Here is a 21,390-nt window from a genome sequence, read left to right as displayed (position 1 = left end):
GAATCCACCTACAGGGCGAGTCCGCATCGCCCGGCACGATCATCCACGCAGTCGCCAGAATCTCTCACGATGCCTTTCACCTGCACAGCAGACCATCCGGCGACACGCACGGGAGCCCTCTTTTCGGCATGGACACCCGCTTGAGAACCTACATCGTCGAAGACAACGCCACGATCCGCGAGAACCTCGTGGGCACGCTCGAGGAGCTCACCTGCATCGAGACCATCGGGCATGCGGAGGCCGAGAGCGAGGCACGCCAATGGCTGAGCGACCATCCCAACGACTGGGAGCTGGCGATCGTCGATCTGTTCCTGAAACAGGGCAGCGGCCTCGGCGTGCTGCAGGCGTGCGCCACGCGGCAGCCGCATCAGAAGGTGGTGGTGCTGAGCAACTACGCGACGACGGAGATCCGCAAGCGCTGCGCCGAACTGGGCGTGGATGCGGTGTTCGACAAATCCAACGAGATCGACGCACTGATCGACTTCTGCATTGCGCAGACCTCGGCGCGCCGACCCAAGAGCAGCGCCCGCTGAGCCTTGCGCTCGACAGGCCTGCTCGTCCATCAATCGATGAGCTTGTTCTTCAATGCGTAGTACGTGAGGTCGCTGTTGGAGGAGAGATTCATCTTCTCCATCAGGCGCGTGCGGTACGTGCTCACCGTCTTGACCGACAGCGACAGCGTCTTGGCGATGTCGCCGGCCGTCTCGCCCTTGGCCAGCTTCAGGAAGACCTGGAACTCGCGCTCCGACAGTTGCTCGTGCGGCGCCGCATCGTCCTTGCGGTCGAGCTGGCGCGCCAGCAGTTCGGCCACCGCCGGCGTGATGTAGCGGCGCCCCAGCGAGACGGTACGGATCGCGTTCACGATCTCGATCGGATCGCATTCCTTGTTCAGGTAGCCGCTCGCCCCCTGACGGATCAGGTTCATGGCGTAGTGCTCTTCGGGGTAGCCGCTCAGGATGAGGATCCCCACATCCGGCGCCTTTGCGCGAATCATCGCGAGCGCGTCGATGCCGCTCTGGCCGGGCATCGACAGGTCCATCACCAACACATCGAGTTCGGTCGTGCGAACCAGTTCGATGGCTTCACGCCCCGTGCCGGCTTCACCAACCACCCGCAGGTCCACGTGCTCGGAGAAAAACTGGCGCAAGCCGGAGCGCACGATGGCGTGGTCATCCACAATTCCGATCTTGATCATCTGTTACCTTCTTTGTTTTCCTGCGCGTTCGACCGTCGCAATATGCTGGACCCTGAACGGCATCGATTATTCACGAATTTGACTGTCAGGCGTCTTGCGGAGACCTCATGCGCTGGTTAGCTTTTCCGAAGATGGCCCTGAGTCTCGCGCTGGCCACCCTGGCCGCGCTGATGCTCGTGGGCATCAACGAGGTCGGCTTCCGGCAGTCGCATCGGGCGCTGGCCGAGGTCCGGGACGCCCAGAGCGTCCGGCAGACACTCCACGAACTTCTTCTGAACGTGGTCGATGCAGAAACGGGTCAGCGCGGCTATCTGTTGACCGGCGAGGCGCAATATCGCGAACCTTACGACCAGGCGGTGCGCAAAGTCGACGGCCAGCTGAGCACCCTGCGCACCTTCTACGCCGGTCGGCCCACCGAGAGCGCACAGCTGACGCAGCTGGCCACGCACGTCGGCCGCAAGATGGCCGAGATGGACATGAGCGTCCGACTGCGCAAGGACGGCAAGGAAGACGCCTGGAAGTTCGTGATCACCACCGATGTGGGCCGTGAGGAGATGGACGCGATCCGCACGCAGGCCAATGCCCTCATCGGCCGCAGCGATGTCGCCTTGCGCAGCGGACAGGCCCAGATCGCCAAGTCGCTGCGCCTCGCCCGCCTGGGCATCGCGCTGATCGCGGTCATTGCGCTCATCGCCTTCTACCTCTACCTGCGGCAGACGCACGTCCTGCGCTCGATCGGCGAGCGCCAGCAGGAAGCACTGCAACGCGAACGCAACGCGCTCGAGACCGAAGTGCAGGAGCGGACCGCCAGCCTGGCCGAACTCGCGACCCATCTTCAGGACGTGCGGGAGAACGAGCGCGGCCACCTCGCACGCGAGCTGCACGACGAGCTCGGCTCGCTGCTGACGGCCGCGAAGCTCGACGTGGCGCGGCTGAAGTCGCGCCTGGCCGACGCCCCCGACGCGGCGCAGCGGCTGCAGCACCTGACCGAACTGCTCAACAGCGGCATCGCCCTGAAGCGCCGCATCATCGAAGACCTGCGGCCCTCCTCGCTCGCCAACCTCGGGCTGGTGGCCTCGCTGGAGATCCTGGGCCGGGAGTTCGCCGACCGCTCGGACATCCAGGTCGAGTGGGCGCTCGAACCGGTGGTGCTCGACGAGGCCCGCCAGCTCACGATCTACCGCATGGTGCAGGAGAGCCTCACGAACATCGGCAAGTACGCGGACGCGACCGAGGCGACGATCGTGATGAAGGACTACGGCACGCATGTCACGGTCGACGTGGTGGACGACGGCAAGGGCTTCGACCCGCAACGCCTGCGGCCCGCCACGCACGGTCTGGCGGGCATGCGCCATCGCGTCGAGGCTGCCCAGGGCAAGCTCACCGTGACATCCTCCCCCGGCAAGGGCACGCGGGTGAGCATCATGCTGCCCGTCGGCGCCCGCTCGAAGGCGGGCGGCCGCGCCGCCGGCTGACGCTCCTCTCCTACGACGCTCGCCCGCGGCTGCTGACAGGGCCGCGAGCCGGCCGCGCTATCGTTGAGCCAAGCCGCGCCCTCCCCCCACGCTGCGCGGGAGCGCAACGTCGTTAGGATGGGCAGGCCTCGCACATTCATCACCCTCAGAAAGGAACTCCCATGAACATCAAGACAGCATCGCAGCTCGCCGACGAAGCCAGCAAGACGGCCAACGACGCCATCGAGTCGACCCGTGCCTATGCGCAGAACGCCGTGAACGCCGCGGGTGAGAAGGTGCGCGATCTGCGCCGTGAAGCCGAGCCGACCGTCGAGCAGATCGCCGCACGCGTCCAGCAGGCCGTGCAGCGCGGCCTGGACGCGGCATCGACCACCAGCGCGCGCGCGCAGCGCCGCCTGGAGCAGGCTGCGGACGTGACCGGCAAATACATTGCCGATCAGCCCATGCGCTCGGTGCTCATCGCCGCAGCCGCTGGCGCGGCCATCACCGCGCTGATCGTCCTGGCCAGCCGCCGCAATCCGCGCGACGACTACTGAGTCGCCGGCAGTCGGTGTGGCCGGCGGGCCCGCTGCTCACCGCTCCCGACACGGCAAGGACGACACCGCCACCCCACCAAAGGATCGACGATGAATGCAACAGCATCACCGCCCACATCGGGCGAACGGCTCACTCTGGACGAAGACGCCATCGACGCTGCGCGCAAGAGCCTGGACGACGGGGCGTTGACGCCCAGCTACGGCCCGTGGCGCGACGACATCGTGAAGCTGCTGAACGGCGCGCTGGCCACCGAGCTGGTCTGCGTGCTGCGCTACAAGCGCCACTACTTCACCGCCAACGGCGTGTCCTCGCCGGCCATCGCCGACGAATTCCTGGTGCATGCGAACGAAGAGTCCGCCCATGCCGACCGCATCGCCGAACGCATCGTTCAACTGGGCGGTGACCCGGACTTCTCGCCTGCGACGCTGCTGGAACGCAGCCACGCCGGCTACGATGCGTCGGAAGACCTCCAGGCGATGGTGCGGGCGAATCTGGTGGCCGAACGCATCGCCGTCGAGACCTACCGTCAGATGATCGTGCTGATCGGCGACAAGGACCCGACGACACGCCGCATGCTCGAGGACATCCTGGCCGACGAGGAAGAACACGCCGACGAGCTCAAGGATTGGCTCGGCCACTGAGGCCATCGGACGGCCCCCCAAAAAAGCCCGGCGATGCCGGGCTTTTTTTCGGCCGAGTGAATGCCGATCACATCGCCTTGACGTCCAGCTGGTTGTCGACACTGGAAACACCCTTCACCGCCTTGGCGATGTCGCCAGCGCGTGCCTTGGCGGCAGCGCTCGGCGCCGGCCCCTGCAGCTTCACAACGCCGCCCTGGGTGTCGACGTCGATGCGCGCCGCACTGAGTTCCGGGTCTTTCGCCAGGCTGCTCGACACACTGGCCGTGATCGCCATGTCGTCGACCGTGTTCACCACGGCCGCGCCCGTCTCGCGCGCCGCTTCCTTCACGTTCGCTGCACCTTCACGCATCGCCGGCTCCGACGCCACGACCTTGTCGCGGGCCTCGGTGGCCAGCACCTCGGCCTTGTCCTTGGCGCGCTCGGCAGCCTCCTGTGTCTTGGCGATGGCGGCATCGACCTTCTGACCGGCCGTCTGGCCGTCGCCCTGGTCGCCGCATCCGGCCAGGCCCAGGGCCAGTGCCACCAGCGAGGCGGACGTCCAGCGCAAGACGGGCCTCGGCACGCCTGCTCCGGCCAGCGTAGTCACAGCTTGTCGACGCCCGACTTGAGCGCGTCCTTGGTCTTTTCCTTGGCGTCGCCATAGGTGCTCTGCACCTTGCCGCCGGCCTTTTCCACCGCGCCCTTCGCTTCGAGCGACGCGTCGCCCGTCACGCGGCCCGTCACTTCCTTGACCTTGCCCTTGACCTGATCGACACGACCTTCGACTTGATCCTTGTTCATTGCGAACTCCTTTTGCGTTGGTTGCAACGGTTCGACCGAACCGCCTGAAGCCAATCTAGGACCGGTCCCGCGAACGGCACGGGCGCGGGCGCCGCGTGGCGTTGTAGGACGGGGGCAGAGTCCACTGTCCATCTATGCCGTGGCGATCCAGCCCTCCAGCGGATCGATGTCCGCGGGCAGGCCGTAGCCGGGCCCCAGGCTGTCGCGACGTGCCTGGCTCCACGCGGCCTGCACCAGGCACAGGACCGCGTCGAGCGCATCGCCCCGCGCGTCGGCCAGCAATTGGTCGCGCTGCGCGTGCGTGAGCGACAGGCGCAGCCCGAGCCGGGTCTGGCCGCGCTCCAGCGCCGAGAGCAGGTCGGCCCGCGCGACCCAGCGGGGCGTGTCCTGACGTGCGCTCGTATCGCTCTTGTAGCTGCGGCGGCCGATGAGCTCGCGCGCGAGCAGGCCGGGATAGGCCTCGAGCGCCACCTTCGATCCATCGCCGGGGCCGACATGCAGCCCCGGCACCGAAGCGCCGGCGGCCAGCAGGCGCGGCACGCCCGCATGCATCATGAAGGCGACTGGCGGGTTCACCCATTTCATCGACGGGCTCGCGCCGGCGGGGCCGTCGGTGCGACGGTGGGCGAACTTTCCGCCGACCGGGCGCGCGGCGCAGAAGGCGACGAAGGCGGCGCGGATGTCGGCCCGGCTCATCGCCGCGTAGTGCGCCATCAGTGAGGGCCAGGTCACCGGCCAGCCCAGTTGCAGCACCAGCTCGCGCGGCAGGCCGAAGGGCAGATCGAAGCCGCCGACCCAGGCCGGCGTGTCGTGCAGCCATCGGCCCCAGGCATCGAGTGTCGTGAAGGGCAGCAACTGCGCCAGCGTCACGCGGCCGCCGCGCTCGTGGCCGAGCGCCACGACGATCGGCTTGCGCACGGTCGGCGCACTGGAGAAGTCGCAGCCCAGCAGCAGGGTCGTCATGCGGCAATGCCGCTGGCCCGGGTCACGCCCGGCAGCGACAGCAAGCGGCGGTGGATCAGGTGCGCCCGACGATGGCCGCCGTGGCCATCAGCTCCTCGAGCAGCGCCAGCGAGACCTTGCCGGAGACGGCGTAGGGGTCGAGTTCCGGGCGTTCCGAGTAGCGCAGCAGGATCGCCGCATGGATCTTGGTGAGGTGCACCTGGCCCATGGTCCAGCCGCCGAAGCGGCGCTCGGCGATCTCTTCATAGTGCAGCAGCACCACGTCCTTGTGGCGCACGTCCTTCTGGATGTGGCCGTAGAGTTCGCTGACGGCATTGCGGCCGCCTTCGATGGCCTGCAGGAAGATGCCGCCGCCGTAGCAGAGGATGCCGGTGATGCCGCAGGCCGTGTTGTGCGCGCGCGATTGCGCGAGGATCGCGTCGATCGCCGGGCTGCTGGTGTCGACGGCGCGGCTGGCGTAGAGAAGTCGTACAAGCATGGTGTTCAGCGATCACGCGGCAGGAGTGAAAGGAATTCGCGGCGCAGGTTCGGGTCTTTCAGGAAGACGCCGCGCATGACGGAATTGATCATCTTGCTGCCCGTTTCCTTCACGCCGCGCCAGCTCATGCAGAAGTGCTCGGCCTCCATCACCAGGGCCAGGCCGTCGGGCTGGGTCTTTTCCTGGATCAGGTCGGCCAGCTGCACCACTGCCTCCTCCTGGATCTGTGGGCGGCCCATGATCCATTCGGCGAGGCGGGCGTATTTCGACAGGCCGATCACGTTGGTGTGCTCGTTGGGCATCACGCCGATCCAGAGCTTGCCGATGATCGGGCAGAAGTGGTGCGAGCAGGCGCTGCGCACGGTGATCGGCCCGACGATCATCAGCTCGTTCAGATGCTCGGCGTTGGGGAATTCGGTCAGCGAGGGCGCCGGCACGTAGCGGCCGCGGAACACCTCGTTGAGGTACATCTTCGCGACCCGGCGCGCGGTGTTGTCGGTGTTGTGGTCATGCTCGACGTCGATCACGAGGCTGTCGAGCACCCCCTTCATCTTGGTCTCGACCTCGTCGAGCAGCGCCTCGAGTTCGCCGGGCTGGATGAACTCCGCGATGTTGTCGTTGGCGTTGAAGCGCTTGCGCGCAGCCTGCAGGCGCTCGCGGATCTTGACGGAGACGGGCGTGCCCTCGTCGTCGGCCGGGGTGTCGGAGGTCTGGGGGGCGTCGATCTTCCTGAGCATGCGGGAATCGTACCAGCGAACCCCAAAACGCATGCCCTGCAGGGGCGCTCGCCCTGCAGCGCTACGAATGAGAAAGCATGAAGTCGGTGAGCAGCGGCAGGTGATCCGACATCCGCGCCCAGATCGGGCCGCGCGGCACGCTGCAGGCTGCCGGCGCGAATCGACGTGCGTAGATGAAGTCGAGCTGCGTGACCGGCAGGCGCGACGGATAGGTCAGCGTGGGCGGGCCGCGCAGGTCGCTCGAGTCGCGCAGACCCATCGCATTCATCGCATAGCGCATGCGTGCGCCCCAGTCGTTGAAGTCGCCGGCGACGATCAGTGCGTCTTCCGGCGGGATCTCGCGTTCGATGAAGTCGCGCAGCTGCGCGATCTGCCGCACGCGGCTGCCCTTGATCAGCCCCAGGTGCAGCACGATGGCATGCACCGCCCGGCCATCGACGTCGATATGCGCGTGCAGCAGGCCGCGCTGCTCGAAGCGGTGGTCGGAGATGTCGCGGTGGCTGGTGCGCACCACCGGCCAGCGCGTGAGCAGCGCATTGCCATGCTCACCATGCCGGGTGATGGCATTGGTTTCGTAGACGGCGGTGTAGCCCTCGGGCGCGAGGAAGTCGGCCTGCGGCATGTCGGGCCAGCGGGCGAAGCGCAAGGCGCCCTGCCGGTTCATCTTGCGCACTTCCTGCAGGCAGACGATGTCGGCGTCGAGGCCCTCGATGGCATGGCCGAGGTTGTGGATCTCGAGCCGACGGGCCGGCCCGATGCCCTGCACGCCCTTGTGGATGTTGTAAGTCGCCACCCGAAAGGTGTTCGCGGTCGCGTTCATGGGACAAATTGTGGCAGCAGCAGGATCGCTTCGGCATTCGAAGGGGAAAAACAGGCGTGCGCCGCATCGCAATAAGGCAGCCATTGCCACGCCGTGTGCTCGCGCGGCGAGAGCACCGGCACGATGCGTTCGGGCACGCACAGGCCGAAGAGGTGCTCGGTGTTGCGCGTCACGCCGGGCGCATAACGGGCACGCCAGCGCGGGTAGATGTCGTAGACGTTCTGCACCCGCCAGTCACGCAATTGCGATGCCAGCGCGCTGCCGGGACCGCAGTCGATGCCGGTCTCCTCGGCCACTTCGCGCGCCGCGGTCAGCGTAATCGGCTCGTCGGGCGCATCCTTGCTGCCCGTCACCGATTGCCAGAAATCGTCGGCATCGGCGCGCTTGATCAACAACACGTCGAGTGCGGGCGTGTGGATCACGACCAGCACCGACTCGGGAATCTTGAAAGGCGTCATCGCGATGGCACGGTCAGTGCGGCAAGCGCAAAAAAGGGCACCCGAAGATGCCCTTTCGTGTCGCGTTCACTCGCGCGCCCCGGTGCCTGTGTCAGGCCGCGGGCTGGACGTTGCGCAGGCGGATGTGCAGTTCGCGCAGCTGCTTCTCATCGACCGGGCTCGGCGCCTGCGTGAGCAGGTCCTGTGCGCGCTGGGTCTTGGGGAAGGCGATCACGTCGCGGATCGACTCGGCGCCGGTCATGAGCATCACGAGGCGGTCCAGGCCGATCGCGATGCCGCCGTGCGGCGGCGCGCCGTACTGCAGCGCGTCGAGCAGGAAGCCGAACTTGAGCTGCGCGTCCTCGGCGCTGATCTTGAGCGCGCGGAACACCTTGCTCTGCACCTCTTCGCGATGGATACGGACCGAGCCACCGCCCATCTCGATGCCGTTGAGCACCATGTCGTAGGCCTTGGCGATGCACTTCTCCGGCGCGGTGTCCATGAGGTCTTCATGGCCGTCCTTGGGCGCGGTGAACGGGTGGTGCACGGCGCTCCAGCGCTGGCCTTCCTCGTCGAACTCGAACATCGGGAAGTCGACCACCCAGAGCGGCGCCCAGCGGTCGTCGAACAGGCCGGCCTTCTTGCCGAAGGCGCTGTGGCCGATCTTCACGCGCAAGGCACCCATCGCGTCGTTGACGACCTTGGCCTTGTCGGCGCCGAAGAACAGGATGTCGCCGTTGCGTGCACCGGTGCGGGCGACGACCTCGGCGAGCGTCGCGTCGTCAAGGTTCTTGACGATCGGGCTTTGCAGGCCGTCGCGGCCCGCCGCCGCGTCGTTGACCTTGATGTAGGCCAGGCCCTTGGCGCCGTAGATCTTGACGAACTCCTGGTAGGCGTCGATCTCGCCGCGCGACAGGCCGCCTTCGGCACCACCGCCCGGCACGCGCAGCGCGACCACGCGGCCGCCTTCCATCGTCGCGGCGTTCGAGAACACCTTGAACTCGACGCGCTTCATCAGCTCGGTCAGTTCCGTGAACTCGAGCTTGACGCGCAGGTCGGGCTTGTCCGAGCCGTACTTGAACATCGCGTCGCCGTACGTCATGGTCGGGAACACCGGCAGGTCGATGCCCGCGGCGTTGCGGAACATGGTGCGGACCATGCCTTCGAACATCTCGCGGATCTCTTCTTCGGCGAGGAAGGAGGTCTCGATGTCGATCTGCGTGAATTCGGGCTGGCGGTCGGCGCGCAGGTCTTCGTCGCGGAAGCACTTGACGATCTGGTAGTAGCGGTCATAGCCGGCCACCATCAACAGCTGCTTGAAGAGCTGGGGCGACTGCGGCAGCGCGAAGAAGCTGCCGTCGTGCACGCGGCTGGGCACGAGGTAGTCGCGCGCGCCTTCGGGCGTGGACTTGCCGAGCATCGGCGTCTCGATGTCGATGAAGCCGTTGGCGTCGAGGAACTTGCGCGTTTCCATCGTGACCTTGTAGCGCAGCATCATGTTGCGCTGCATCGCCGGACGGCGCAGGTCGAGCACGCGGTGCGTGAGACGCGTGGTTTCCGACAGGTTGTCGTCGTCCAGCAGGAAGGGCGGCGTGACCGACGGGTTGAGCACCTTCAGCTCGTGGCACAGCACTTCGATCTTGCCGCTCTTGAGCGTGTCGTTGGTGGTGCCTTCGGGGCGTGCGCGAACGAGGCCCTTGATCTGCACGCAGAACTCGTTGCGCAGGTCCTCGGCGACGGCGAAGGTGCCGGCACGGTCGGGATCGCACACCACCTGGACGTAGCCTTCACGGTCGCGCACGTCGATGAAGATCACGCCGCCATGATCGCGCCGGCGGTTGACCCAGCCGCACAGGGTGACGGTTTCGCCCATCAGGGCTTCGGTCACGAGACCGCAATAGTGAGAACGCATGGCCATAAGTCGATTCCGGCGCCGGAGGGCGCGTTATTTGTGGGTTGCGAGGGTTGCCGGTCCGCCAGGAACGACCACACCCATCGAAACGATGTACTTGAGCGCGTCGTCCACGCTCATCTTGAGTTCGATGCAGTCGCTGCGCTTGAGCATCACGAAGTAGCCGCCGGTGGGGTTCGGCGTGGTAGGCACGTAGACGCCGAGGAAGTCGCCGCCGCCCAGATGCTCGACCACGTCGGCACCGGGCGTGCCGGTGACGAAGGCGATGGTCCAGACCCCTTCACGCGGCCACTGGACCAGCACCGCGGTGCGGAAGGCATTGCCGTTCTCGGAAAAGAGCGTGTCGGACACCTGCTTGACGCTCGAATAGATCGAGCGCACGACCGGGATGCGTCGCACCACCGCGTCGCCCCAGCCCAGCAGGCGCTTGCCGACGAAATTGCTGGCGACCGCGCCGACCACCAGCAGGATCGCCAGGGTGAACAGCACGCCCAGGCCGCGCACCCGGTGCTCGGTCAGCCAGGTCTGCCACTGTTCGGGCAGCAACCAGAGCGTCTGGTCGAGCGTGCCGATGATCCAGTTGAGCACCCCCAGCGTGATGACCAGCGGCACGATGACGAGCAAGCCCGACAGCAGCCATTTGCGCAGCGCGTGCATGGCGGCGGCCTCAGTCGTTCTTGGCCGCCGGCGCGGGTGCGGGGGCCGGCGCGGGACTCGGGGCAGCCGCAGCCGGTGCAGAAGCCGGGGCCGGCGCCGCGGCACCTTCTGCCGGCTTGGCCGGGGTGGCCGTGCCGGCCGCATCCGTCGCCGGGGCGCTGGTCTTGCCGCCGCCATCGCGGAAGTCGGTCACGTACCAGCCCGAGCCCTTGAGCTGGAAGCCGGCGGCGGTGACCTGCTTTTCGAATGCGCTCGCACCGCATGCCGGGCACACCGTGAGGGGAGCGTCGGACATTTTCTGCAGCGCGTCTTTGGCAAAGCCGCAGGCGCTGCATTTGTAGGCGTAGATGGGCATGGAATTGGAGCGAAGAATAGGCGGCGCAGCGGCCGCTCGCAAAGCTCTCGATTATAGGGTCGGCGCTCGCCGCCCCCGTCCACCTCAGGCGGGATCGACAGCCAGTGGGCGGTGCGGTGTGTGGGTGTTGGCCACCCACTGCGGCGCCAGCGAACCCGCCACCATGCCCACGAACGCCGCCAGCACGCCGGCCAACTGAGCCGGGAATTCGGCGCTCCAGGGCATGGCCAGGAAGAGCAGCCAGATGCCGATGCCCAGCAGCACCGCCGCCATCGCGCCCTGCGTGGTGGAACGCTTCCAGTACAGCCCGCACACCAGCGGCACGAAGGCGCCGACCAGCGGCACCTGGTAGGCACCCGACACCAGCTCGTAGATCGGCGTGCCCTGCATGCGGATCGAGTAGGCCAGCACCGCGGCGCTGAAGACGAGCACGGTGATGCGCATGGTCAGCAGGTTCTCGCGGTCGGTGCCGGCGGGCCGGAACTGGCGCCAGATGTTCTCGGTGAAAGTCACGCTGGGGGCCAGCAGCGTGGCGGAGGCGGTCGACTTGATGGCCGAGAGCAGCGCGCCGAAGAACAGCACCTGCATCACGAAAGGCATCTTCTGGAGCACCAGCGTGGGGAGCACCTTCTGCGGGTCGTCCTTGAGCAGCGCCGCGGTCTGCTCGGGCATGATCAGCAGCGCGCTGGCGACCAGGAACATGGGGACGAAGGCGAACAGGATGTAGGCGATGCCCCCGATCACCGGCCCGCGCCTGGCCGCCTTCACACTGTTGGCGGACATCACGCGCTGGAACACGTCCTGCTGGGGAATCGAGCCCAGCATCATGGTGATGGCCGCGGCGAAGAAGAACACCATGTCCTTGTAGTTCGGCTCGGGCCAGAACTTGAAGAGGTCCTTGCTGACCGCGAAGGCCACCACCTTGTCGGCGCCGCCGGCCATCTGCCCGGCGAAGACGGCGATCACCGTCAGCCCGACAACCAGGATGATCATCTGGATGAAGTCGGTCACGGCCACCGACCACATGCCGCCGAACAGCGTGTACGCCAGGATCGACAGCACGCCGATCACCATGCCCATGGCCACGCTGATGGCGCCGGCCGACAGCACGTTGAACACCAGGCCCAGCGCCGTGACCTGCGCCGACACCCAGCCCAGGTAGCTCAGCATGATGATGAGCGAGCAAGCCACCTCGACCACCCGGCCGTAGCGCTCGCGGTAATAGTCGCTGATGGTCAGCAGCGTCATGCGATAGAGCTTGCCCGCGAAGAACAGGCCCACCAGGATCAGGCAGGTGCCGGCGCCGAAGGGGTCTTCCACCACGCTGCCCAGGCCGCCCTCGATGAACTTCGCCGGGATGCCCAGCACCGTCTCGGAACCGAACCAGGTGGCGAAGGTCGTCGTGACGATCATGAAGAGCGGCAGGTGCCGCCCGGCGATCGCGAAGTCGGTGGTGTTCCTGACGCGCTTTGCCGCGTACAGGCCGATGGCGATCGTGACCAGCAGATAGACGATGACCAGGGTCAACAGCACGACGGACTCTCCTCGTTGTTCAATCCGGCAGCCGCCGGCAAGGGCTCAGAAAAGGCGGATGCGGACCACGGCCTGCATCACGATCAGACCCAATACAAAACCCATGCCAACCGCAATCACGATCTGCAGCAGGCGGTTGGTGCGCTTCTGTGCGGCCAGCAGTTCCAGCAGTTCGCGGCGGTGGTCGGCGGGCCGGTTCTGCAGGAACTCGTGCAGCAGGCGCGGGAACTGCGGCAGCAGCTTCGCGTAGCGCGGCGCCTCGGCGCGCAGCTGCGCGAACAGCCGCTTGGGCCCGACCTGGTCGATCATCCACTTCTCAAGGAAGGGCTTGGCCGTGGCCCACAGGTCCAGCTCGGGGTCGAGCTGGCGCCCGAGCCCTTCGATGTTGAGCAGCGTCTTCTGCAGCAGCACCAGCTGCGGCTGGATCTCGACGTGGAAGCGGCGGGAGGTCTGGAACAGGCGCATCAGCACCATGCCCAGCGAGATTTCCTTCAACGGCCGGTCGAAGTACGGCTCGCACACGGTGCGGATCGCCGCCTCGAGCTCGTCGATGCGCGTGCCCTCGGGCACCCAGCCGCTCTCGAGGTGCAGCTCGGCCACGCGCTTGTAGTCGCGCCGGAAGAAGGCGACGAAGTTCTGCGCCAGGTATTCCTTGTCGCTCTCGGTGAGCGTGCCCACGATGCCGAAGTCGAGCGAGATGTAGCGCCCGAAGGTGGCCGGCGCCAGGCTGACCTGGATGTTGCCCGGGTGCATGTCGGCGTGGAAGAAGCCGTCGCGGAACACCTGGGTGAAGAAGATGGTGACGCCGTCGCGCGCCAGCTTCGGGATGTCGACGCCGGCGGCGCGCAGGCGGTCGAGCTGGGCGATGGGCACGCCGTGCATGCGCTCCATCACCATCACCTCGGGGTGGCAGAAGTCCCAGAACATCTCTGGGATCAACACCAGCTCGAGCGTCTCCATGTTGCGGCGCAACTGCGCGGCATTGGCGGCCTCGCGCACCAGGTCGAGCTCGTCGTGCAGGTACTTGTCGAACTCGGCCACCACCTCGCGGGGCTTCAGGCGCTTGCCGTCGGCCGACAGGCTCTCGACCCAGCCGGCCATCATCTTCATGAGGGCCAGGTCTTTTTCCATGACGACGCGCATGCCGGGGCGCAGCACTTTCACGGCCACGTCGCGCACGATGCCCTGGCGGTCGCGGATGGTCGCGAAATGCACCTGCGCGATCGATGCGCTGGCCACCGGCGTCTCGTCGAACTGCACGAAGATGTCGGCGATCGGCCGCCGGAAGGCCCGCTCGATGGTCGCGATCGCGATGGCGGACGGGAACGGCGGCACCCGGTCCTGCAGCCACGCCAGTTCGTCGGCGATGTCGGGCGGCAGCAGGTCGCGCCGCGTCGACAGCACCTGGCCGAACTTCACGAAGATGGGGCCGAGGCGCTCCAGCGCCTCGCGCAGCCGTTGGCCGCGCGGCGCGTCGAGGTTGCGCCCGACCGAGACGATGCGCGCCACGATGCGCAGCCAGGGCTTCTGGAAGCTCGTGAGCACGAGCTCGTCCAGGCCGTAGCGCAGCGCGACCCAGACGATGAAGACGCCGCGGTACAGGCGGCTCATTCAGCGCTCGCGCCGCCGGAGCCCGGTTGTCCCGGCTTGCCGGACGCGAACTGCCGCACCGCGGCCGCCACCTTGCGCGCGACGCCGGCCACCGTGTGCGCCGGCACGTCGCCGATCACGCGTGCCAGGTCGTCCTCGACGTCCCAGCGCACATGGTCGACCAGCCAGTTGACCTCGGCCGCCAGTTGCACGTCACCGACGATGCGCACGGTCGGCTTGTCGCCGCGGAGTGTGCTGCGCGCGATGTCCAGCGGCGACGCATCGACCACCATCAGCGTGAGTTCGGGAATGGCACCTTCGGGCGCCAGGTCGAGCAGCCCGGCAGGCGTCGCGACCAGGCGCATCGAGACGAAGCGCCACTCGAACTGCACCACCCGGCCCTTCTGGCGGACCAGCCGCTGCTGGGCTTCGGGCTCCTGCTGCAGCACGTGGTTCAGGAACAGCACCGCGCGATGCTGGATCTCGTGGACCGCCCAGGCGGGCGGCTGGATTCGGCTGCCGATGCGCTCGAACAAGCCGTCGAGAAAAGAAAAAGGGGACGATGGTGTGGCCATGTCCCCATTATCGATGGCGTCGGCGGCCCGTTGCCGCCGGACAGCGCCGTTTTACTGCAGCGCCTGCACGCCGGCGACCACCCAGCCGCCCCGGCCGTCCGTCGGCTTGGTCATGTTCCAGACTTCGCGGAACGGGCTCGGGCCGGCCGAGGCGTCTTCGCGGATCATCCCGGAGAACTCGACGCTGGCCATGTAGGCGTCGGGCAGTTCCTCGATGCCGAGCAGTTGCGCGTCGAGCATCACGACCTCCGTCTTGTTGGGCTGGCCGCCGGTGTGCGTTTCACGCTCGGCCAGTTGCGAGCGGATCTCGCCGACCATCGCGTCGGTCATCATCGAACGCAACATCGTGATGTCGGAACGGTCCCAGGCGTCCTGCAGGGTGACGAAGTTGCGCTTCGCCGCCCCCAGGAAGCCGTCGACGTCGAAGCCCGCCGGGATGCCCCAGGACTGCGCGCCGCTCAGCGCCGAACCGATCATGCTGCCGCCCGCGGCACCCGCGGCGCCGGCCATGGACGAACCACTGCTGCGCTCGGGCGTTGCGTCGAAAGCGGTCGCGTTGTGCTCCCACGGACGTGCCGAGGCGTCGTTGCCGACCTTGCCCGGGCTGTACTGCGCCGGCGTGGCGGCGTCCGAGGGCGATGCGCCCGCACCCTGGAAGGCGAAGCCGCCCTGGTTGCTGCGCGGCGCGTTGTTGCGACGTGCCGCGAAGATGCGCCAGGCGACCACGGCCGCCAGCACGAGCAGACCGATCAGCAGGATGTTGCCGAAGCCGGCGCCCAGGCCGAGCGAATGCGCGAGCCAGGCCAGACCCAGGCCGGCGGCGAGGCCGCCGAGCATCGCGCCCCACGGGCGCCTCGGTGCGGCGGCAGCGGCCGGCGTGCCAGGGCGCGCCGCCGGGTTGGCGTTCTGTGCCGGCGCGGCCGGCGTGGCCTGGTTCGCGGGCGGCGTGGCCTGCCGCTGGGTCACGTTGCCCGACTGGCGACCGAAGGACTTGCCGCCGCCGATGCGGGCCGCGTCGGCCTGCACGCTCGCCAGGGCCAGCACGCACACCATCAAAAGGGATCCCAACTTCTTCATTTCATCTCCTCGTGCGCGAAGGAACTCCGCGGATTCAACACTTGATTCCAACATGCAGGGCGACCACGCCGCCCGTCATGTTGTGATAGTCCACATGACCGAAACCACCCTCTTTCATGAGGGTCTTGAGCTCTTCCTGCGCGGGATGCATCCGGATGGATTCCGCGAGGTAGCGATAACTCGCGTCGTCGCCCGCCACCGCCTTGCCCAGGCGCGGCAGTACCTTGAAGGAATACCAGTCGTAGGCTTTCTGCAGCGGCTTGGCCACCTTCGAGAACTCCAGCACCAGCAGCTTGCCGTTGGGCTTGAGCACGCGGTTCATTTCCTTGAGCGCCACATCCTTGTGCGTCATGTTGCGCAGGCCGAAGGCCACCGTGACCACATCGAAGTGGTTGTCGGGGAACGGCAGCTTCTCGGCGTCGCACACCATGGTCGGCAGCGACACCCCGGCGTCGAGCAGCCGGTCACGGCCGGTGCGCAGCATGGCCTCGTTGATGTCGGTGTGCACGACCTGGCCGCTGGCACCCACCTTCTTCGCGAAGGCCAGCGCCAGGTCGCCGGTGCCGCCGGCGATGTCGAGCACACGCGAGCCTTCGCCCACGTTCGCCACCATCACGGTGTAGGCCTTCCAGGCGCGGTGCAACCCCATGGACATGAGGTCGTTCATGAGGTCGTAGCGCGTGGCGACCGAATCGAACACGCCGCGCACGCGGCGCGCCTTCTCGCTCTCGTCGACGTTCTCGAATCCGAAGTGGGTGGTGCTCATGGTTTCTCAGATGTTAGGCCGTTGGCGACGGGATCGAGCGGACGACCCCGCTCGGACGCCGGGCTTTGATGGAGGGCAGCTCAGTGGCTGCCGCAGGCATGGCCGCCTGCGCCGGTCGCTGCGGCCATGGGGGCGTCGCGATCGACGCCGGCGGCGCTCAGGCGGCGTTCGTACTCGGCCCAGAGCTCGTCCTGCTTCTGGCCGAGTTCGTAGAGGAGGTTCCACGAGAAGATGCCGCTCTCGTGGCCGTCGGTGAAGACCGGCTTCACGGCGTAGTTGCCGACCGGTTCGAGCTCGAGCAGGCCGACGTTGCGCTTGCCAGTCTGCAGGATCTCCTGGCCGGGGCCGTGGCCCTGCACTTCGGCCGACGGCGAATAGATGCGCATCAGCTCGAAGGGGATGCGGAAGCTCGCGCCGTCGGAGAAGCCGACTTCCAGCACTTTCGACTTGTTGTGCACCGTGATCGATTGCGGCGTCGGTGCGCCGGCTTGCAGACCTGCCATCAGGATGTCCTTTTGCTGAGTGCCGCGATCATCGCAGCCTCGGCCGCCGGCAGCTGCGCGTGCACCGCGGCCTCCCTGCCGGCGTCGCGGTCTCGCTGCGCGGCGGCCCAGACCGGCGCCGGGAAATGCGTGTCCCCCTCGTACCGCGCGATGACGTGCCAGTGCAGGTGCGGGACCATGTTGCCGAGCGCGGCGAGGTTGATCTTGGTGGGGGCCAGATGGTCACGCAGGCATTGCTCGACGGTGGCCACGGCCTCCATGCACGTCGCGCGCTCGACCGGCGACAGATCGGTGAACTCGGCCGCATGATCGTTCCAGACCACCCGATAGAACGCCGGGAAGCCGGCCTCTTCCGCATGGATCACGCGGAACGCCGGCGCCTCGAACACCAGGCGCCCGCCAGCGCCTTCGCACAGCACGCAGCCCGACACCTTGGTCACACCAGCACCCGCTCGATGCCGCCGCTGTTCGCCGCCGCCACATAGTCCGGCAACCACTGATCGCCGAGGATGCGGTTGGCCATCTCGACCACGATGTAGTCGGCTTCGAGCAGGCCATTGTTCAGGTCGTTGCCGTAGCGAGAGAGGCCCTGCAGGCAGCTCGGGCAACTGGTGAGGATCTTCACGTTGTCGGCGGCGCCGACCTTGCCGCTTTCGCGCAGAGAGGCCTCGCCCTTCTTCAGCTCTTCTTCCTTGCGGAAGCGGATCTGCGTGGAGATGTCCGGCCGCGTCACGCCCAGCGTGCCGGATTCGCCGCAGCAGCGATCGTTCTTCAGCACGTTGTCACCGACCAGGGCCTTCACCGTCTTCATCGGGTCCTGCAGCTTCATCGGGCTGTGGCACGGGTCGTGGTACAGGTAGCCACCGCCGCTCGCCGCGCCGAGCGTGATGCCCTTCTCCAGCAGGTACTCGTGGATGTCGATGATGCGGCAGCCCGGGAAGATCTTGTCGAACTGGTAGCCCTGCAGCTGGTCGTAGCAGGTGCCGCAGCTCACCACCACGGTCTTGATGTCGAGGTAGTTCAGCGTGTTCGCAACGCGGTGGAAGAGCACGCGGTTGTCCGTGATCATCTTCTCGGCCTTGTCGAACTGGCCACTACCGCGCTGCGGATAGCCGCAGCAGAGATAACCCGGCGGCAGCACCGTCTGCACGCCGGCGTGCCACAGCATCGCCTGTGTCGCGAGACCGACCTGCGAGAACAGGCGCTCCGAGCCGCAACCGGGGAAGTAGAAGACCGCCTCGGTCTCGGCCGTCGTCGCCTTCGGGTTGCGGATGATCGGCACGTAGTCGGCATCCTCGATGTCGAGCAGCGCGCGCGCCGTCTTCTTCGGCAGGCCGCCGGGCATCTTCTTGTTGATGAAGTGGATGACCTGTTCCTTGATCGGCGCCGGGCCGAGCGTGGCCGGCGGCGCCGCGGTCTGCTTCTTGGCCGGCAGCCGGAAGAAATCGTTGGCCAGGCGCTGCGCCTTGAAGCCGATGTCGACCATGCCGACCCGCATCGCCTTGATGGTCGACGGGTTGGTGGCGTTCAGGAAGAACATCGCCGCCGCGTTGCCGGGGCGGAAGCTTTTCTGCCCCATCTTGCGCAGCAGGTTGCGCATGTTCATCGACACGTCGCCGAAGTCGATCTTCACCGGGCACGGGCTCAGACACTTGTGGCAGACCGTGCAGTGGTCGGCCACGTCCTCGAACTCCTCCCAGTGCTTGATGCTCACGCCGCGGCGCGTCTGCTCCTCGTAGAGGAAGGCTTCGACCAGCAGCGAGGTCGCGAGGATCTTGTTGCGCGGGCTGTAGAGCAGGTTGGCGCGCGGTACGTGGGTGGCGCAGACCGGCTTGCACTTGCCGCAGCGCAGGCAGTCCTTGACCGAATCGGCGATGGCGCCGATGTCGCTCTGCTGCATGATCAGCGACTCGTGGCCCATCAGGCCGAAGCTCGGCGTGTAGGCGTTGGTCAGGTCGGCATGCAGACCGTGCGAGGCCGGCGTGTCGGCACGCAGCAGCTTGCCCTTGTTGAAGCGGCCTTCGGGGTCGACGCGCTGCTTGTAGTCGGTGAAGGGCTGCAGCTCGGCATCGCTGAGGAACTCCAGCTTGGTGATGCCGATGCCGTGCTCGCCCGAGATCACGCCGTCGAGCGAGCGCGCCAGCGCCATGATGCGCACCACCGCGGCATGCGCGCTCTGCAGCATCTCGTAGTTGTCGCTGTTGACGGGGATGTTGGTGTGCACGTTGCCGTCGCCCGCGTGCATGTGCAGCGCGACCCAGACGCGGCCCTTGAGCACGCGCTGGTGGATGGCGTTGCACTCGGCGAGGATCGGCGCGAACTCGGCACCGGTGAAGATCTGCTGCAGCGGCGTGCGGATCTGCGTCTTCCAGCTGGCGCGCAGCGAATGGTCCTGCAACTGCGGGAACAGCGCATCGACATCTTGCAGCCAGCCAGCCCACAGGGCGCGCACGTCCTGCACCAGCGCGATGGCCTGCGCCACGCGGTCTTCCAGCAGCTCGGCCGACGGGATGTCGTTGGCATCGTCGGTCTTGCCCAGCGGCAGGTCGCCGCGGGCGAAGAAGGCTTCCAGCGCATCGGCGAAGGCCAGCTTGTTCTGCAGCGACAGCTCGATGTTGATGCGCTCGATGCCGTCGGTGTATTCGGCCATCCGCGGCAGCGGGATCACCACGTCCTCGTTGATCTTGAAGGCGTTGGTGTGGCGGCTGATGGCCGCGGTGCGCTTGCGGTCGAGCCAGAACTTCTTGCGCGCCTCGGGGCTGATGGCGATGAAGCCTTCACCGCTGCGCGAATTCGCGATGCGCACCACTTCCGACGTGACGCGCGCCACGTCGTCGGCGTCATGGCCGGCGATGTCGCCGAACAGCACCATCTTGGGCAGCCCGCCGTGCTTCTTCGACTTCGTCGCGTAGCCCACCGCCTTCAGGTAGCGGTCGTCCAGGTGCTCCAGACCGGCCAGCAGCACGCCCGAGCGCTTCTGCTCGGCGAACATGAAATCCTTGATCTCGACGATGCTGGGCACCGCGTCCTTGGCATTGCCGAAGAACTCGAGGCACACCGTGCGCGTGTGCGCGGGCATCTTGTGGACCACCCAGCGGCAGCTGGTGATCAGGCCGTCGCAGCCCTCCTTCTGGATGCCGGGCAGGCCCGAGAGGAACTTGTCGGTCACGTCCTTGCCGAGGCCTTCCTTGCGGAAGGTCTTGCCGGCAATCTCCAGGCGTTCGCTGCGCAGCTTCGTCTTCCCGTCCGCGGCGAAGTACTGCAGGTCGAACACGGCGCTCTCGACATCGTGGATCTTGCCGAGGTTGTGGCCCACGCGCGTGACCTCGAGCCACTCGGCCTGCGGCGTCACCATGCGCCACGAGGCCAGGTTGTCGAGCGCCGTGCCCCACAGCACGGCCTTCTTGCCGCCCGCGTTCATCGCGACGTTGCCGCCGACGCACGAAGCCTCGGCCGAGGTCGGGTCGACCGCGAAGACGTAGCCCGCGCGCTCGGCCGCATCGGCCACGCGCTGCGTGACCACGCCGGCCTCGGTCCAGATGGTCGGCACGGGGTCGCCGAGCCCGGGGAGCGCCATCAGCTCGACCTCGGTCATGGCTTCGAGCTTTTCGGTGTTGATGACCGCGCTGTTCCAGGTCAGCGGGATCGCGCCGCCGGTGTAGCCGGTGCCGCCGCCGCGCGGGATGATGGTCAGGCCGAGTTCGATGCAGCCCTTGACCAGCCCCGCCATCTCGGCCTCGGTGTCGGGGCACAGCACGACGAAGGGGTACTCGACACGCCAGTCGGTCGCGTCGGTCACGTGCGACACGCGCGAGAGGCCGTCGAACTTGATGTTGTCCTTGGCCGTCAGCCGGCGGAAGGCGCGGGTGGCCCTGCGGCGCAGCGCGGCCACGTCGTCGAACAGGGTGTCGAAGCTGGCGATGGCCTGGGCCACCAGCGCGGTCAGTTCGCCGACGAGCAGATCGCGCTGCGCATCCACGTCGGGGGTGCGGCGCTTGCCGACTTCGGTCAGCCGGTGGTTGAGCGCGTCCACCAGCTGTCCGCGCCGGCGCGGGTTGTCCAGCAGGTCGTCGACCAGATAGGGGTTGCGCTGCACCACCCAGATGTCACCCAGCACCTCGTACAGCATGCGGGCCGATCGGCCAGTACGGCGCTCGTCGCGCAGCGACTGCAGCAGCGACCAGCCGCGTTCGCCGAGCAGGCGAATGACGATCTCGCGGTCGGAGAAGCTGGTGTAGTTGTACGGAATCTCGCGGAGTCGGGCGGGCTCTGCGGCCTGCGTCAACAACGCAGTCAGCGCGATCGGAGCGTTCATCGGGGAGCAGCCTCGGCAGGACGCTGCGCGCCCTTGAACCGGGC

At 67.2% G+C, this 21,390-nt stretch carries 23 protein-coding genes; 4 read left to right on the top strand and 19 right to left on the bottom strand.

The genetic code is table 11. The annotated features are described in order from the left end of the window. The first annotated feature begins 128 nt into the window (after positions 1–128). The gene (locus tag N8A90_RS11935) at positions 129–533 is read left to right on the top strand and encodes a response regulator (RefSeq protein ID WP_262075093.1); all 405 of its coding nucleotides are present in this window, start codon (positions 129–131) and stop codon (positions 531–533) included. A 29-nt stretch (positions 534–562) separates the two neighbouring features. Here the strand turns inward: N8A90_RS11935 and N8A90_RS11930 are convergent, their stop codons facing one another. Beyond that, on the bottom strand, positions 563–1,195 hold the full coding sequence (locus N8A90_RS11930) for a response regulator transcription factor (RefSeq protein WP_262075092.1): 633 nt from the start codon (positions 1,193–1,195) through the stop codon (positions 563–565). A 131-nt stretch (positions 1,196–1,326) separates the two neighbouring features. Between N8A90_RS11930 and N8A90_RS11925 the strand changes: the two genes are divergently transcribed. The 3 genes from N8A90_RS11925 to N8A90_RS11915 all read left to right on the top strand — a co-directional run bounded on the left by N8A90_RS11925 (position 1,327) and on the right by N8A90_RS11915 (position 3,848). Then, positions 1,327–2,670, top strand: a complete 1,344-nt coding sequence (locus N8A90_RS11925; protein WP_262075091.1) for a CHASE3 domain-containing protein — start codon at positions 1,327–1,329, stop codon at positions 2,668–2,670. Positions 2,671–2,831: 161 nt separating this feature from the next. Beyond that, positions 2,832–3,206 (top strand): hypothetical protein, encoded by a 375-nt coding sequence (locus N8A90_RS11920; protein ID WP_262075090.1) that lies wholly within the window; start codon positions 2,832–2,834, stop codon positions 3,204–3,206. A gap of 90 nt (positions 3,207–3,296) precedes the next feature. Next, the gene (locus tag N8A90_RS11915) at positions 3,297–3,848 is read left to right on the top strand and encodes a bacterioferritin (protein WP_262075089.1); all 552 of its coding nucleotides are present in this window, start codon (positions 3,297–3,299) and stop codon (positions 3,846–3,848) included. A 67-nt stretch (positions 3,849–3,915) separates the two neighbouring features. On the opposite strand, the gene N8A90_RS11910 is transcribed toward N8A90_RS11915, so the two are convergent. From N8A90_RS11910 to N8A90_RS11825, 18 genes are all read right to left on the bottom strand, one after another. After that, positions 3,916–4,410, bottom strand: coding sequence for a BON domain-containing protein (locus N8A90_RS11910; protein WP_262075088.1), 495 nt, complete (start codon positions 4,408–4,410; stop codon positions 3,916–3,918). Between the two features lie 20 nt (positions 4,411–4,430). Beyond that, positions 4,431–4,628, bottom strand: coding sequence for a CsbD family protein (locus N8A90_RS11905; protein ID WP_262075087.1), 198 nt, complete (start codon positions 4,626–4,628; stop codon positions 4,431–4,433). Between the two features lie 132 nt (positions 4,629–4,760). After that, positions 4,761–5,591, bottom strand: a complete 831-nt coding sequence (locus tag N8A90_RS11900) for a DUF429 domain-containing protein (protein ID WP_262075086.1) — start codon at positions 5,589–5,591, stop codon at positions 4,761–4,763. 55 nt (positions 5,592–5,646) lie between these two features. Next, a complete protein-coding gene (locus N8A90_RS11895; RefSeq protein WP_262075085.1) occupies positions 5,647–6,069 on the bottom strand; it encodes a BLUF domain-containing protein in 423 nt (140 codons plus the stop codon). A gap of 5 nt (positions 6,070–6,074) precedes the next feature. Continuing rightward, a complete protein-coding gene (folE, locus tag N8A90_RS11890; protein WP_262075084.1) occupies positions 6,075–6,806 on the bottom strand; it encodes a GTP cyclohydrolase I in 732 nt (243 codons plus the stop codon). Between the two features lie 61 nt (positions 6,807–6,867). Then, on the bottom strand, positions 6,868–7,626 hold the full coding sequence (locus N8A90_RS11885) for an endonuclease/exonuclease/phosphatase family protein (protein ID WP_262075083.1): 759 nt from the start codon (positions 7,624–7,626) through the stop codon (positions 6,868–6,870). Further along, positions 7,623–8,084: a dihydroneopterin triphosphate diphosphatase gene (gene nudB, locus N8A90_RS11880; RefSeq protein WP_262075082.1), complete on the bottom strand. Its 462-nt coding sequence runs from the start codon at positions 8,082–8,084 to the stop codon at positions 7,623–7,625. Before nudB ends, N8A90_RS11885 begins: the two co-directional genes overlap by 4 nt. A gap of 91 nt (positions 8,085–8,175) precedes the next feature. Next, positions 8,176–9,981, bottom strand: coding sequence for an aspartate--tRNA ligase (gene aspS, locus N8A90_RS11875; protein WP_262075081.1), 1,806 nt, complete (start codon positions 9,979–9,981; stop codon positions 8,176–8,178). A gap of 27 nt (positions 9,982–10,008) precedes the next feature. Continuing rightward, a complete protein-coding gene (locus tag N8A90_RS11870) occupies positions 10,009–10,632 on the bottom strand; it encodes a DUF502 domain-containing protein (protein WP_262075080.1) in 624 nt (207 codons plus the stop codon). Between the two features lie 10 nt (positions 10,633–10,642). Further along, entirely contained in the window at positions 10,643–10,987 is a 345-nt protein-coding gene (locus N8A90_RS11865) for an FmdB family zinc ribbon protein (RefSeq protein WP_262075079.1), read from the bottom strand. Between the two features lie 84 nt (positions 10,988–11,071). After that, positions 11,072–12,520 (bottom strand): sodium:solute symporter family protein, encoded by a 1,449-nt coding sequence (locus N8A90_RS11860; RefSeq protein ID WP_262075078.1) that lies wholly within the window; start codon positions 12,518–12,520, stop codon positions 11,072–11,074. A 45-nt stretch (positions 12,521–12,565) separates the two neighbouring features. Continuing rightward, positions 12,566–14,131: a ubiquinone biosynthesis regulatory protein kinase UbiB gene (gene ubiB / locus N8A90_RS11855; RefSeq protein WP_262075077.1), complete on the bottom strand. Its 1,566-nt coding sequence runs from the start codon at positions 14,129–14,131 to the stop codon at positions 12,566–12,568. Beyond that, positions 14,128–14,685: a hypothetical protein gene (locus N8A90_RS11850; RefSeq protein ID WP_262075076.1), complete on the bottom strand. Its 558-nt coding sequence runs from the start codon at positions 14,683–14,685 to the stop codon at positions 14,128–14,130. Before N8A90_RS11850 ends, ubiB begins: the two co-directional genes overlap by 4 nt. A 51-nt stretch (positions 14,686–14,736) precedes the next feature. After that, positions 14,737–15,762 (bottom strand): Tim44 domain-containing protein, encoded by a 1,026-nt coding sequence (locus N8A90_RS11845; RefSeq protein WP_262075075.1) that lies wholly within the window; start codon positions 15,760–15,762, stop codon positions 14,737–14,739. 34 nt (positions 15,763–15,796) lie between these two features. After that, positions 15,797–16,528, bottom strand: a complete 732-nt coding sequence (gene ubiE, locus N8A90_RS11840; RefSeq protein WP_262075074.1) for a bifunctional demethylmenaquinone methyltransferase/2-methoxy-6-polyprenyl-1,4-benzoquinol methylase UbiE — start codon at positions 16,526–16,528, stop codon at positions 15,797–15,799. An 80-nt stretch (positions 16,529–16,608) separates the two neighbouring features. Beyond that, entirely contained in the window at positions 16,609–17,031 is a 423-nt protein-coding gene (locus N8A90_RS11835; protein WP_262075073.1) for a DUF971 domain-containing protein, read from the bottom strand. After that, positions 17,031–17,471, bottom strand: a complete 441-nt coding sequence (locus N8A90_RS11830; protein ID WP_410087666.1) for an HIT family protein — start codon at positions 17,469–17,471, stop codon at positions 17,031–17,033. The genes N8A90_RS11835 and N8A90_RS11830 overlap by 1 nt, the downstream gene beginning before the upstream one ends. Beyond that, entirely contained in the window at positions 17,468–21,346 is a 3,879-nt protein-coding gene (locus N8A90_RS11825) for an FAD/FMN-binding oxidoreductase (RefSeq protein ID WP_262075072.1), read from the bottom strand. Before N8A90_RS11825 ends, N8A90_RS11830 begins: the two co-directional genes overlap by 4 nt. Between the last annotated feature and the right edge of the window lie 44 nt (positions 21,347–21,390).

The organism is Variovorax sp. N23 (assembly GCF_025486315.1).
Classification (GTDB): domain Bacteria; phylum Pseudomonadota; class Gammaproteobacteria; order Burkholderiales; family Burkholderiaceae_C; genus Variovorax.
This window is presented reverse-complemented; position numbering and strand designations above follow the sequence as displayed.